The sequence below is a fragment of the Methylobacterium sp. E-065 genome, assembly GCF_022829605.1.
Classification (GTDB): Bacteria; Pseudomonadota; Alphaproteobacteria; order Rhizobiales; family Beijerinckiaceae; genus Methylobacterium.
In genome coordinates, this window is record NZ_JAKSYD010000112.1 from 144,935 (window position 1) to 157,565 (window position 12,631).

The 12,631-nt window shown below is 69.3% G+C and carries 10 protein-coding genes and 1 pseudogene; 1 reads left to right on the plus strand and 10 read right to left on the minus strand.

Going from position 1 to position 12,631, the window contains the following annotated elements; all coding sequences use genetic code 11:
* Nucleotides 1-8: 8 nt before the first annotated feature.
* From murB to MKK84_RS13960, 6 genes and pseudogenes are all read right to left on the minus strand, one after another.
* Nucleotides 9-941 carry a UDP-N-acetylmuramate dehydrogenase gene (gene murB / locus MKK84_RS13940; protein WP_243920550.1) on the minus strand — a complete coding sequence of 311 codons (933 nt, stop codon included), beginning with the start codon at nucleotides 939-941 and terminating at the stop codon, nucleotides 9-11.
* Nucleotides 938-1,300, minus strand: a complete 363-nt coding sequence (locus MKK84_RS35695; protein WP_313899336.1) for a DUF559 domain-containing protein — start codon at nucleotides 1,298-1,300, stop codon at nucleotides 938-940. The genes murB and MKK84_RS35695 overlap by 4 nt, the downstream gene beginning before the upstream one ends.
* 97 nt (nucleotides 1,301-1,397) lie before the next feature.
* Nucleotides 1,398-1,520, minus strand: a pseudogene (locus MKK84_RS35915) (hypothetical protein); the annotation flags it as partial.
* On the minus strand, nucleotides 1,483-2,889 hold the full coding sequence (murC, locus tag MKK84_RS13950) for a UDP-N-acetylmuramate--L-alanine ligase (RefSeq protein ID WP_243920552.1): 1,407 nt from the start codon (nucleotides 2,887-2,889) through the stop codon (nucleotides 1,483-1,485). The gene murC and the pseudogene MKK84_RS35915, both read right to left, overlap by 38 nt.
* Before the next feature lie 49 nt (nucleotides 2,890-2,938).
* On the minus strand, nucleotides 2,939-4,048 hold the full coding sequence (gene murG, locus MKK84_RS13955; RefSeq protein WP_243920554.1) for an undecaprenyldiphospho-muramoylpentapeptide beta-N-acetylglucosaminyltransferase: 1,110 nt from the start codon (nucleotides 4,046-4,048) through the stop codon (nucleotides 2,939-2,941).
* Nucleotides 4,045-5,211 (minus strand): FtsW/RodA/SpoVE family cell cycle protein, encoded by a 1,167-nt coding sequence (locus MKK84_RS13960; protein WP_243920556.1) that lies wholly within the window; start codon nucleotides 5,209-5,211, stop codon nucleotides 4,045-4,047. The genes murG and MKK84_RS13960 overlap by 4 nt, the downstream gene beginning before the upstream one ends.
* A 254-nt stretch (nucleotides 5,212-5,465) precedes the next feature.
* Here MKK84_RS13960 and MKK84_RS13965 point away from each other — a divergent pair, with 254 nt between their 5' ends.
* Nucleotides 5,466-6,941: a PAS domain S-box protein gene (locus MKK84_RS13965; protein WP_243920559.1), complete on the plus strand. Its 1,476-nt coding sequence runs from the start codon at nucleotides 5,466-5,468 to the stop codon at nucleotides 6,939-6,941.
* A gap of 7 nt (nucleotides 6,942-6,948) precedes the next feature.
* Here the strand turns inward: MKK84_RS13965 and murD are convergent, their stop codons facing one another.
* From murD to MKK84_RS13985, 4 genes are all read right to left on the minus strand, one after another.
* Complete coding sequence (gene murD, locus MKK84_RS13970; protein ID WP_243920561.1) at nucleotides 6,949-8,313, minus strand: UDP-N-acetylmuramoyl-L-alanine--D-glutamate ligase; 1,365 nt, start codon at nucleotides 8,311-8,313, stop codon at nucleotides 6,949-6,951.
* A gap of 204 nt (nucleotides 8,314-8,517) precedes the next feature.
* The gene (gene mraY / locus MKK84_RS13975) at nucleotides 8,518-9,603 is read right to left on the minus strand and encodes a phospho-N-acetylmuramoyl-pentapeptide-transferase (RefSeq protein ID WP_243920563.1); all 1,086 of its coding nucleotides are present in this window, start codon (nucleotides 9,601-9,603) and stop codon (nucleotides 8,518-8,520) included.
* A 94-nt stretch (nucleotides 9,604-9,697) separates the two neighbouring features.
* Complete coding sequence (locus MKK84_RS13980) at nucleotides 9,698-11,149, minus strand: UDP-N-acetylmuramoylalanyl-D-glutamyl-2,6-diaminopimelate--D-alanyl-D-alanine ligase (protein ID WP_243920565.1); 1,452 nt, start codon at nucleotides 11,147-11,149, stop codon at nucleotides 9,698-9,700.
* Nucleotides 11,150-11,167: 18 nt separating this feature from the next.
* Nucleotides 11,168-12,628 (minus strand): UDP-N-acetylmuramoyl-L-alanyl-D-glutamate--2,6-diaminopimelate ligase, encoded by a 1,461-nt coding sequence (locus tag MKK84_RS13985; protein ID WP_243920567.1) that lies wholly within the window; start codon nucleotides 12,626-12,628, stop codon nucleotides 11,168-11,170.
* Nucleotides 12,629-12,631: the final 3 nt, after the last annotated feature.

A 12,631-nucleotide genomic window follows, 5' to 3' on the forward strand; every position in this document is an offset into this window, starting at 1 on the left:
CTTACATCTTACCGTCTTACCGCCGAAGTCGCCAATCCGATCCGCCGGATCTCCCAGCGCAGTTCGACGCCGCTGGTCTCCCGCACCCGCCGCCGGACTTCTTCGCCCAGCCCTTCGATGTCGTCCGCGGTGGCAGCGCTGGTGTTGATCAGGAAATTGCAATGCATCTCGCTGACCTGGGCGCCGCCCCGTGTCAGCCCCCGGCAGCCGGCAGCGTCGATGAGCTGCCACGCCTTGCCGCCCGGCGGGTTGGCGAAGGTCGAGCCGCCGGTGCGTTCGCGGATCGGCTGGGCGGCCTCGCGGGCGGCGGTGACCCGCTCCATCTCGGCCTCGATGGCGGTCCGGTCGCCGGGCTTTCCGCGGAACCGGGCGCGGGTGAAGATCACGTCCTCCGGCGCGTCCGAATGCCGATAGGAGAAGCCCATCTCGGCGTGGCTGAACGTGCGGAGCGCGCCCCGGCGGTCGAGGCCGGTTGCCTCGATCAGCACGTCGGTGGTCTCGCCACCATGGGCGCCGGCATTCATGCGCAGCGCGCCGCCGATCGAGCCCGGGATACCGCGGTAGAACGCGAGCCCGTCGAGCCCGGCCTCGGCGGCGGCCTTCGCGAGGCGCATGTCGGGAACGGCTGTGCCGACCGTCAGGGTATCGCCGTCGATCGCGATGCCACCGAACGTCTTTCCCCCTAAGCGGATCACCACGCCGGGCACGCCGCCGTCGCGGACGATCAGGTTGGAACCGAGGCCGATCACCGTCACCGGCACGTCCGGCTCAAGGGCGGCGAGGAGGCGGGCGAGATCCTCCTCATCAGCCGGGGTGAACAGCACCTCGGCCGGTCCGCCGACGCGGAACCAAGTGAGATCGGCCAGCGGATGCTCGGCGAGCAGGCGCCCGCGGAGATCGGGGGCGGCGGCGCGGATTCGGTCGTGGAGGGATGCGGTCATTGGTGTTTCTCCCCTCGCCCCGCTTGCGGGGAGAGGGATGCGACGACCTTGTCGTCGTCGCATCGAGGCGGCAGCCGAGGGTGAGGGGGCGGTTCCGGATGTGACTCGACCGGAGCCGCCCCCTCACCTTCGCCCTGTGGGCTCGCCGCGCCGACGACGGGGTCGTCGCGGCCCTCTCCCCGCGCGCGGGGAGAGGGGGGAAGCGCGGCCAGGATGGTGTCCAAGGCACCGATGATGTTGTTCACAATCTCTGCGTTCCAGCATCGCAGGATGCGATAGCCCTGCGTGGCCAGCCACGCGTCGCGAACGCGATCATGCTCGCTGTCGGCATGCTGGCCACCGTCGAGTTCGATGATCAGTCGAAGATCCCGGCAGCAGAAATCTGCGACGTATCGGCCGATCGACTCCTGACGGGTGGAACTTGAAACCAGCCAGACGCCGGTCGCGCAGGCGATACCAGAGGCGGCGTTCTGCCTCGGTCTGCGTCTCGCGTAAGCCCCGCCGGAAACGACTCCGTTCCGGATCGGCTTCGCGCATCCCCTCACTGCCCCCGCGCCGCCAGCTCATCCGGCAGCGCATAAGCCCATTGGGTGATCGTGCCGGCGCCGAGGAACACCACGTAATCGCCCGGCTTGGCGAGGTCGGCGATGATCCCGGCCAGCTCCTCCGGCCGCTCCAGCGCCCGGGCGTCCCGGTGGCCGCGGGACCGCAGGCCCGCCACGAGGCTGTCGCGGTCGAACCCTTCGATCGGCGCTTCGCCGGCCGCGTAGACCGGGGCGACGATCACCGTGTCTGCGTCGTTGAAGCAGGTGCAGAAATCGTCGAAGAGCGATTGCAGCCTTGTGTAGCGGTGCGGCTGCACGATCGCGATCACCCCGTGCTCGGTCGAGGCGCGGGCGGCCTTGAGCACCGCCTTGATCTCCACCGGATGGTGTCCGTAATCGTCGAAGATCGTCGCGCCGTTCCATTCGCCGGTTCGGGTGAAGCGCCGCTTCACGCCGCCGAATCCGGCGAGTGCGTTGCGGATCGCCTCGGGCTTCACGCCGAGTTCGTGCGCCACTGCCAAAGCCGCGGTGGCGTTGAGCGCGTTGTGCTTGCCCGGCATCGGTAGGACCAGATCCTCCATCTCCATCCGGTAGCCCGGACGGCGGTCGCGGATCATCACCCGGAAGCGGCTCTGGCCGCCGCGCAGGTCCACGTCGATCAGGCGCACGTCGGCCTGCGGATTCTCGCCGTAGGTGATGATCCGCCGGTCCTCAATATGGCCGACGAGGTCCTGCACCACCGGATGGTCGGTGCACATCACGGCGAAGCCGTAGAACGGGATGTTGTCGATGAAGCGCCGGAACGCGTCCTTGACCGCCTCGAACGAGCCGAAATGGTCGAGATGCTCGGGATCGATATTGGTGACGATCGCCACGTCGGCGGGCAGCTTGAGGAAGGTGCCGTCGGATTCGTCGGCCTCCACCACCATCCAGTCGCCCTCACCCATCCGGGCGTTGGTGCCGTAGGCATTGATGATGCCGCCGTTGATCACGGTCGGATCGAGGTTGCCGGCATCCAGCAGGGTCGCGACCAGGGACGTGGTCGTGGTCTTGCCGTGCGTGCCCGCGATGGCGACGCAGGATTTGAAGCGCATCAGCTCGGCCAGCATCTCGGCCCGGCGCACCACGGGCAGGCGGCGCTCCCGGGCGGATTCCAGCTCCGGGTTGTCACGCTGGATCGCCGTCGAGACCACGACCAGCGCGGCCTCCGCGACGTTGTCGGCATTGTGACCCACGAAGGTGCGCATGCCCTTCTCGGCGAGACGGCGGACATTGGCGTTGTCGTTGGCGTCCGAGCCCTGCACCGTGTAGCCGAGATTGTGCATCACCTCGGCGATGCCGGACATGCCGATGCCGCCGATGCCGATGAAGTGGATGGGACCGAGCTTGTCGGGCAGCTTCATGGGTCGAACCGTCTGGTGGCGGGATCGCCGGTGCGGAATCCCGTAAGGATCAGGTGCGGGCCGCCGTCTTGACGACGACCTCGGCCAGCCGTTCGGCGGCATCATGGATGCCCGCGCTTCTGGCCGCATCGGCCGCCGCGGTCAATTTTGCCGGCGTTGCGAAGCAGGCGGTCAGCTCTGCGGCGAGGCGATCCGGGGTGAAGTCCGACTGCTTCACGGCCAAAGCGGCGCCGATGGCGTCGAGGGTCGCGGCGTTGGCAGCCTGGTCTTGATCGAGCGAGCCGGGCAGCGGCACGAGGATCGCCGGACGACCGATCGCTGCGAGTTCCGAGACCGTCGAGGCGCCCGAGCGCCCGACCACGAGGTGGCTTGCCGCCATCCGGGCGGGCAGGTCTTTAAAGAACGGCGCCGCCTCGATCCCGGCGAGACCCATCGCAAGGTAGCGGTTCTGCACCGCCGTCAGATCCTCGGGTCGGACCTGCTGCACGAGGTGCAGCCGGGCGCGCAGGGCGTCAGGCAGGCGCGCGAGCGCCTCGGGCACGACCTCGCCCATGACCCGGGCACCCTGGCTGCCGCCGAATACCAGGAGGCGCAGAACGTCACCGTCGCCGAAGGCAGGGTACGCGACCTTCGCGGCCTCGATCACCGCTGGGCGAAGCGGGTTGCCGGTGTGGATGCGCGGTGCCTTCGCCTTGTCGGGCACCCCGCGTACCACCTTGAAGCCCGTGGCGATGGTGCGCGCGCCCCGCGCCAGGAAGGCGTTGGCCCGGCCCATCACGGCGTTCTGCTCGTGCAGGATCGTCGGGACCCGCAGGATCTGGCCGGCCAGGACCGGAGGCACGGTCGGGTAGCCGCCGAAGCCCACGATGGCGGCCGGGTTGATCCGGCGGATCTCCTTGGCAGCGACGCCGAAACCGCGGCCGAGCGTCAGAACGGCATTGGCCCGTTTCAGGGGCGAGCGGCCCGAGGGCGTCGCGGACGCGATGGTGATGACCTCGGAAGCCGGGAACTCGGAGGCGATCGAATCGACCCGGGCATCGGTGGCGAGCGCCACTCGGATGCCGCGGGCGCGGAGCGCGTGGGCGAGGCTCTCGGCCGGGAACAGGTGGCCGCCGGTGCCGCCCGCGCAGAGCAGGATCGTGGGGGTGAAGACCGTCACCGCATCACTCCGGCCACGGTGGCGGGTGCGGTGCCGGGGGGCTTCTGGCTGAGCAGGATGGTGCGCGGACGCTTCCGGGTCAGGGCGACGAGGAAGCCCGTGCCGAGCGCCAGGGATATCAGCGACGAGCCGCCGTAGGACACGAAGGGCAGCGTCATGCCCTTGGCAGGCATCAGCTGGGTGTTCACCGCCATGTTGATGCACGCCTGCAAGCCGAAGAGTGTGGTCAGGCCGGTGATCGCCAGCCGCGAGAACGTGTCGTCGGTGCGCCGGGCGAGCTTGAGGCCGCGCAGCACGATGAAGGCGAACAGCGCCACGAGGCAGAGGCAGACGATCACGCCGAACTCCTCGCCGGTGACTGAGAAGATGAAGTCGGTGTGGGCGTCCGGCAGGTGCCGCTTGGCCACGCCCTCCCCCGGCCCGGTGCCGAACCATCCGCCCGAGCGGAAGGATTCGCGTGACCAGAAATCCTGGAAGCCACCGCCGGAATCCCGGTCGAGGAACTTGTTGAAGCGCTCGCGCACGTGGTGGAAGAACAGGTAAGCCGCAAACACGCCCCCGAGCCCGAGCACCCCGAGCACCGCGACCCAGATCAGGTGCAGGCCGGCCACGAAGAACAGCGCGCACCACACCATGGTAATCAGCATGGTCTGGCCGAAATCGGGCTGAAGCAGCAGCGGCACGATGGTGATCGGCAGGAGCAGCATCGCCAGGAAGCCGCCGGGCATGTCGCGGCGCTGCGCCCCCTCCGAGAACGCCCACGCGGACACCACCACGAAGGCCGGCTTCACGAATTCCGAGGGCTGGAGGCCGAAGGGGCCGAACTGGATCCAGCGATGTGCGCCCTTGATCTCGGGGCCGAACTTGCCGGCGAGCAGGCAGAGGGCGACGCCGCAGATCCAGGTGACCAGGGCCAGCCGGCGGATGCCGCGCAGGGACAGGAACGAGACCGCGCAGATCAGCAGGATGGTCGGCGCGAGGTACATCGCCTGCCGGTTCAGGAAGTAGAAGGTCGGCAGGCCGATGCGCTCGGCGACCGGCGGGCCGCCGCCCATCAGGAAGACGAGGCCGGCGACCATGAGCGCGAACAGGGCCGCGAGCAGGCCGCGGTCCACGGTCCACCACCAATCTGTCAGGGGGGTGCGTTCAGCACGTGACATCATGCCGGGTAACGACTCCAGTCCGTGCGAACGACGATCCGCGCGGGTCGGGCTGGATCCTGTGCAGGAATGGTAAACGGAGCCTTATGGCGGGCCGCGTCCGCGCGCGCTGCGGCGGCGACGGATCAAGCATACTGGTATCCGAATACTGGACTTAAGATACGCTATGTTAATTTTGGTAACGCAACTTGCGGGTGTATTTACCCGGCGACACGGAGCGTGAGGCGTCCGGTCCGCCAACCGGAAGTCGGCACGCCATGTTCAAGACCCTGAACGTCCGTGAAGCCCAGGTCAAGCTCGCGGCCCTCGACCGGGTCCAGGGCGTGATCGAATTCGATCTGAACGGCCGGATCCTCTCGGCGAACCAGAACTTCCTCGATGTCGTCGGCTATACGCTGCCCGAGATCGTCGGCCAGCATCACAGCCTGTTCCTGGAGCCGGCCCAGCGCGACTCGGCCGACTATCGGGCGTTCTGGGAACGGCTGCGGGCCGGGACGTTCGAGACCGGGCAGTTCCAGCGGAGCGGTCGCGGCGGCCGCCCGATCTGGATCCAGGCCTCCTACAACCCGATGCTCGACGGTCGCGGCCGGCCCTACAAGGTGGTGAAGTTCGCCACCGACATCACCCGGCAAAGGACCGAAGAGGCCGATCGCGCCGGCCAGATCGCGGCGATCGACAAGGTGCAGGCGGTCATCGCCTTCGACCTCGACGGCACCGTGATCGAGGCTAACGACAACTTCCTGGCGGTCATGGGCTATGACCGCACCGAGGTCGTGGGGCAGCATCACAGCCGGTTCGTCGAGCCGGGCTACCGGGACAGCGAGGCCTACCGCGCCTTCTGGGCGGCTCTGCGCAACGGAAGCTATCAGGCGGCGCAGTTCCGCCGGATCGGCAAGGGTGGCCGCGAGGTCTGGATCCAGGCCTCCTACAATCCGATCCTGGATGCGGCCGGGCGCCCCTACAAGGTGGTGAAGTTCGCCACCGACATCAGCGAGCAGGTTCGCCTGTTCGCCGACCTGCGCACGCTCATCGATCAGAATTTCGGCGAGATCGAGCAGGCCGTGTCGCATTCGACCCAGGCGGCCGTGCTGGCCTCCTCGGCCGCCGATTCGACCTCCGGCAATGTCCAGACCGTTGCCGCTGCCGCCGAGGAACTGGCGGCGTCGGTGGCCGAGATGTCCCAGAGCATCGTGCGCTCCCAGAGCGCCACCGACACCGCCTATGCCTGCGTTCAGGATGCCGACGCCCATACGAAGCGGCTCGCCCTCACCGCGACCGCGATGACGGGCATCGTCGGCTTGATCCAGAACATCGCCGGCCAGATCAATCTGCTGGCGCTCAACGCCACGATCGAGGCGGCGCGCGCCGGCGAGGCCGGACGGGGTTTTGCCGTGGTGGCGTCCGAGGTGAAGGCTTTGGCCGATCAGGCCGCCCGCGCCACCGGCCAGATCAACGGCGAGATCGCCAGCATACAGCGGGTCTCGCAGGAGGTGGTTGTGGCGCTGGGCTCGATCGGGGCTTCGGTCTCGGTGATGCGGGAGACAGTGGTGGCGACGGCGGCCGCCATCGAGGAGCAGAGTGCGGTGACGCGCGACCTTGCCGAGAACATGCAGAGCGCCTCCGGCGCGGTCACGGCGATCACGGGCAATATCGGCGCGATCGTGCAGTCGGTGGCCGGCGTCTCGCAGGCGGTGGGGACGACCCGCGAGGCCGCCAAGGTACTGGCGCGCTGAGCTTCCCTCAGTCGAGCGCCTGCACCAGCTCGCGGAACCGGTTGCCGCGCACTTCGAAGTTCGGAAACTGATCGTAGGACGCGCAGGCCGGCGAGAGCAGCACCACGGGCTCCGGGGCGCCCGAGGCTGCGGCGTTCTCGGCGGCCTTCGGCACCGCCACCTCCAGCGTCTCGCAGCGGGTGTAGGGCACGGCGCCGTCCAGGGTCGCCGCGAAGGCGTCGGACGCCGCACCAATCAGGTAGGCATGGGCGACCCGCTCGAAATACGGCACCAGCGGGAAGATTCCCCCATCCTTGGCCTTGCCGCCGAGGATCCAGTGGATGTCCCGGAAGGCCAGGAGTGCCTTCTCGGTGGAATCGGCGTTGGTCGCCTTGGAATCGTTGACGAACAGCACGGGGCCGCGCCGTCCGACCTCTTCCATCCGATGCGGCAGGCCCGGGAACGAGGTCAGCCCGGCCTGGATCTGCTCGCCCGACAGACCGAGCGCTCGCGCCACCACCGCCGCGACCGCCGCGTTTTGCCAGTTGTGGGCGCCCCGCAGCGAGCCGATCCCGTTCACATCGGCGAGCGCCGTGCCGTCCGGTTCGCGGACGATGCCGTCGCGCACCGTCAGGGCATCGGTGGCGAGCACCTCACCGTGGGGCACGTGGACACGCACGAGGTCGATGCCGCGCCTTTCGGCGATGGTGCGGCTCGGCGCATCGTCGATGCCGACAATCGCGAGCCCTGCGCCCTGGATCAGACGCTCCTTGATGGCGGCGTACTGCTCCATGGTGCCGTGACGGTCGAGATGGTCGGGGGTGATGTTCATCAGTACGCCGATGCTCGGGTCGAGGCCCGGCGTGAGGTCGATCTGGAAGGACGACATCTCGATTACGTGGACGCGGTCCGCGGAGGGCGGCTCCAGCGACAGGATCGCGGTGCCGATATTGCCGCCCATCTGCACGTCGCGGCCCGCCTGGGCCAGGACATGGGCGATTAGCGCCGTGGTGGTCGATTTGCCGTTGGTCCCGGTGATCGCCACGAACGGTGCCCCCGGCGCCTGCGCCCGGCGCTCGCGGCAGAACAGCTCGATGTCGCCGATGATCTCGACGCCGGCTTCCTTGGCAAGGCGGACGCTCCAATGCGGTTCCGGGTGGGTCAGGGGAACGCCTGGGCTCAGCACCAGGGCGGAGAGGCCTGACCAGTCGGACACACGCAGATTCTCGATACCGATTCCAGCGTCCTGCGCGCGGACGCGGCTGTCGGCGTTGTCGTCCCACGCCCGCACATCGGCACCGCCCGCCTTCAAGGCCAGCGCCGTGGCGAGTCCGGAGCCGCCGAGACCGAACAGGGCAACGGTTTTTTCCTGAAAGACGGTGACGGGTGTCATGCGGAACTCTGGATGCGGCAGTCGATCCGACCGGTCCCACTCACGCCCTCATCCTGAGGTGCTGCGCAGCAGCCTCGAAGGAGGGCTCCAGGGCTCGCGCGGCTGGCTGGAGGCCTCCTTCGAGGCCTCCGCTACGCTCCGGCACCTCAGGATGAGGGCCAGACAGGGATCTGGCCGCTCAAGACAGTTATTTAGCACACTTCTTCAGCGCAGCTTCAGCGTCGCCAAGCCCGCCAGCGCCAGGATCACCGCGATGATCCAGAACCGGATCACGACCTGCGGCTCCTTCCAGCCCTTCTGCTCGAAATGGTGGTGGATCGGCGCCATCCGGAAGACGCGCTTGCCCGTCAGCTTGAACGAGGCGACCTGGATGATCACCGACATCATCTCCAGGACGAACAGGCCGCCAACGATCGCCAGGACGATCTCGTGCTTGGTCGCCACCGCGATGCTGCCGAGCAGGCCGCCGAGCGCGAGCGAGCCGGTATCGCCCATGAAGATCTGGGCCGGCGGTGCGTTAAACCAGAGGAAGCCGAGGCCGGCTCCGATCACCGCGCCGCAGACTACGGCGAGTTCGCCTGTGTCGCGGACGTAGTTCACCTGCAGGTAGCTCGCCGTGAAGGAATTGCCCACGAGGTAGGCGATGAACCCGAAGGTGCCGCAGGCGATCATCACCGGCACGATGGCGAGCCCGTCGAGTCCGTCGGTCATGTTCACGGAATTGCCGGCGCCGACGATCACGAAGGCGCCGAACAGCGGGTAGAACCAGCCGAGGTTCAGCAGCGCGTCCTTGAAGACCGGGAAGGCGAGCTGGTTCTGCAGCGCGGAGGGGGAATAGACCGCGACGGTGACGCAGGCCGCGAGCGCGATCACAGCCTCCAAGGCCAATCGGAACTTGCCGGAGAAGCCCTTGTGCGACTGCTTCGTCACCTTGAGGTAGTCGTCGTAGAACCCGATCGCCCCGAACCCGAGCGTGACGGTCAGCGTCACCCAGACGTAGTGGTTGCGGGGGTTGGCCCACAGCAGGATCGCCACCACGGCGCCCGCCAGGATCATCAGGCCGCCCATGGTCGGGGTGCCGCGCTTGGTCAGCAGATGGGTCTGCGGCCCGTCCTCGCGGATCGGCTGACCCTTGCCCTGCCGGATCCGCAGGAGCGAGATGATCCAGGGGCCGAACCAGAACACGAACAGGCCCGCCGTGAACAGCGCGCCGCCGGTGCGGAAGGTGATGTAGCGGAACACGTTCAGCGGCGTGAAGCTGCCGCTCAGTTCCGAGAGAAGGTACAGCATGCGGGCGCTCGGCCCCTTCGTTCAGGCGAGGGTTTCAGGGAGCGGCACCGATCGTCCATGACGCTGGGCCGCATCGATCAACTCAGGCGCGCGATCAGGGGGCCGTCGCGAGGGCGCGCCGCGCCGGGTCGTCCGCGTAGCGGGCTTTCAGCGCGTCGACAATCCGGCCCATGCGGCTGCCGTTCGATCCCTTGATCATGACGGCATCCCCGGGCCGCAGGATCCGCGTGATCGGCTCGATCAGGTCGGCGGCGGTGTCGGCCGCGCCGGCTCGGCGGCTGACCGGGAGCGCCTCGAACAGGTGGCGCGTCAGCGGGCCGGCCGCGAAAACGAGATCGATATGCGCGGCCTCGACCGCCTCGGCGAGGCCGCGATGGAGGTCCGGGGCGGCGGCGCCGAGTTCCAGCATGTCGCCGAGCACCGCGATGCGGCGCCCGCGCGGTCCGGTCTCGATGCCGGCGAGCGTCGCCAACGCCGCCCGGACCGCCGCCGGGTTGGCGTTGTAGCTCTCATCGATGAGGTAGGCGGTGCCGCCGTCGATCTCGAGGGCGGTCCGCGCCCCGCGCCCGGCGGGTGGGGACAGCGTGCCGAGCGACAGCGCGGCCCGGGCGAGGTCGGCGCCGAGCGCGTGGATCACCGCCATGACGCCGAGCGAGTTCAGCGCCGTGTGCCGGCCGGCGGTCCCGAGCTTGTAGGTGACGGCCTCACCCATCACCACCGCGTCCACCACCGAGAGATCGGGGCGCAGCACGATCCGCTGGGCGCGGACATCGGCCTGCGGGTGCTCACCGAAGCTGACGATCCGGCCGGCCCGGGACGCCTGCGCGTGGGCGACGAGGCGGTCGAAATGCGGGCCGTCCCGGTTGATAATGGCGACGCCGCCGGGCTGGAGCCCGGAGAAGATCTCGCCCTTGGCATCCGCGATGGCGGCGAGCGAGGCGAAATGCTCGATATGGACCGGCTCGACCGTGGTGATCAGGGCGATGTCGGGGCGAACCTGCGCGGTCAGCGGCACGATCTCAGCGGCGTGGTTCATGCCGATCTCGAACACGCCGTAGCGCGTCGAAGCGGGCATCCGGGCCAGCGTCAGCGGGACGCCCCAATGGTTGTTGTAGGAGGCCGCCGAGGCATGGGTCTCGCCCTGCTCGGACAGGACGTGGCGCAGGGCCTCCTTGGTGCCGGTCTTGCCGACGGAGCCCGTTACCGCCACCACCTGAGCCGTGGTTCGGGCGCGGGCGGCCGCGCCGAGGCGGACCATCGCGGTCAGGACCGGATCCTCGCCGATCTCCGGCACCGCCAGCAGGGGGCCGTGCGCCGCCAGCGCGTCGGCGCGATCCTGGCGCACCAGTGCGGCGCCGGCTCCGCGCCCCAGGGCGTCGGCGACGAAGTCATGGCCGTCGCGCGCCTCGCCCCGGATGGCGAAGAACAGGTCGCCGGGTTGCAGCGTCCGGGTGTCGATCGAGGCGCCGCCGATCGGCTGCTCGGCGCCGATCAGGCGGCCGCCGGTGGCGGCTTCGAGCTCCGCGCGGGTCCAAAGTGCGGTCATGGTCAATCCCCGTCGCCGTCAGGCGGCCGCGTCGGCGATGGCGGCACGCAGGATCGCGTGGTCCGAGAACGGTAGGGTGCGATCTCCCACGATCTGGCCGGTTTCATGACCTTTGCCGGCTACGACCAGCACGTCGCCGGGCCCGAGGCGGTCCACGGCTGTCCGGATCGCCGCTTCCCGGTCGCCGATCTCCTCGGCGCCCGGGGCCGCGGCCAGGATCGCTTGGCGGATCGCGGCGGGCTCTTCGGTGCGCGGGTTGTCGTCGGTGATGATGACCGTGTCGGCGAGACGCTGCGCGATGGCCCCCATCAGCGGGCGCTTGCCCCGGTCGCGGTCGCCACCACAGCCGAACACCACCACGAGCTGGCCGGACGCGAAGGGGCGCAGCGCCGTCAGCACGCTCTCCAGCGCCTCGGGCTTGTGGGCGTAGTCGACGAGGCAGAGGCCGCCCCGCGCCTCCCCGATCCGCTCCATGCGGCCGGGCACGCCGGTGAGATGGTCCAGAGCGGCGAACACACCGTCCGGGTCGGCTGCGCCGGCCGGGGTGGCGAGCGCGAGGCCGGCCGCCACCAGGGCGTTCTCGACCTGGAATTGACCGACGAGCGGCAGACGCAACGTGCGGACGCGTTCCCGTTCGATGAGCCGGACCGCCTGGGCGAATCCTTCCGTCTGGACGGACTCGATCCGCAGGTCGCGGCCGGCGCGGCCGACCGTGCGCACAGGCCGCCCGGCCTCCCCGGCGGCGGCAATCACCCGGTCGGAATAGGCCCCGTCGGCGTTGACCACCGCCGGGCACCCTGCTGGCAGGAGCTCCGTAAAAAGCCTCATCTTGGCTGCGAGATACTCTTCGATGCTCGCGTGATAATCGAGGTGATCGCGCCCGAGATTGGTGAAGCCCGCCGCAATGAGCCGTACGCCATCGAGGCGGCGCTGCTCGATTCCGTGCGAAGACGCCTCCATGGCGAGGTCGGTCACGCCCTCCTGCGCCAGGCGCGCCAGGGTCTCGTGCAGCGTCACCGGGTCCGGCGTGGTGAGCGAGCCGTATTGCGCACCGCGGTTGGTGACGATCCCGACGGTGCCGAGGCTCGCCGCGTCGCGGCCGAGGCGGGCCAGGATCTGGCGCACGAAGTCGGCGACGGAACTCTTGCCCGCGGTGCCGGTCACCGCCACCACGCTGTCCGGCTGCGATCCGGCAAACCGCGCAGCGGCCAGCGCCAGAGCCCTGCGGGCGTCCGCTACGGGCACCCAGGCCACCGCCTCCGGCAGATCAGCCGGACGCGCGCCCTCACCCGCCACCGCCACGGCGCCGCGATTGGCCGCCTGGGGGGCGAACCGACGCCCGTCAGCCTTTGTACCTGGCACGGCGACGAACACCGTGCCGGTGGCGACCTGCCGGCTGTCGGCGGTCAAGCCCGTCACCGCCAGATCCGCGGTGCCGATAGGGGCTTCTGGGAAGAGATCGGCGAGCCGGGCCGTCATGAC

Bases quoted from the DNA above. Each gene is read 5' to 3' on its own strand.
- murB (WP_243920550.1), bottom strand. From the start codon at position 941: ATGACCGCATCCCTCCACGACCGAATCCGCGCCGCCGCCCCCGATCTC.
- murC (WP_243920552.1), bottom strand. From the start codon at position 2,889: ATGAAGCTGCCCGACAAGCTCGGTCCCATCCACTTCATCGGCATCGGC.
- MKK84_RS13960 (WP_243920556.1), bottom strand. From the start codon at position 5,211: ATGATGTCACGTGCTGAACGCACCCCCCTGACAGATTGGTGGTGGACC.
- MKK84_RS13965 (WP_243920559.1), top strand. From the start codon at position 5,466: ATGTTCAAGACCCTGAACGTCCGTGAAGCCCAGGTCAAGCTCGCGGCC.
- murD (WP_243920561.1), bottom strand. From the start codon at position 8,313: ATGACACCCGTCACCGTCTTTCAGGAAAAAACCGTTGCCCTGTTCGGT.
- mraY (WP_243920563.1), bottom strand. From the start codon at position 9,603: ATGCTGTACCTTCTCTCGGAACTGAGCGGCAGCTTCACGCCGCTGAAC.
- MKK84_RS13980 (WP_243920565.1), bottom strand. From the start codon at position 11,149: ATGACCGCACTTTGGACCCGCGCGGAGCTCGAAGCCGCCACCGGCGGC.
- MKK84_RS13985 (WP_243920567.1), bottom strand. From the start codon at position 12,628: ATGACGGCCCGGCTCGCCGATCTCTTCCCAGAAGCCCCTATCGGCACC.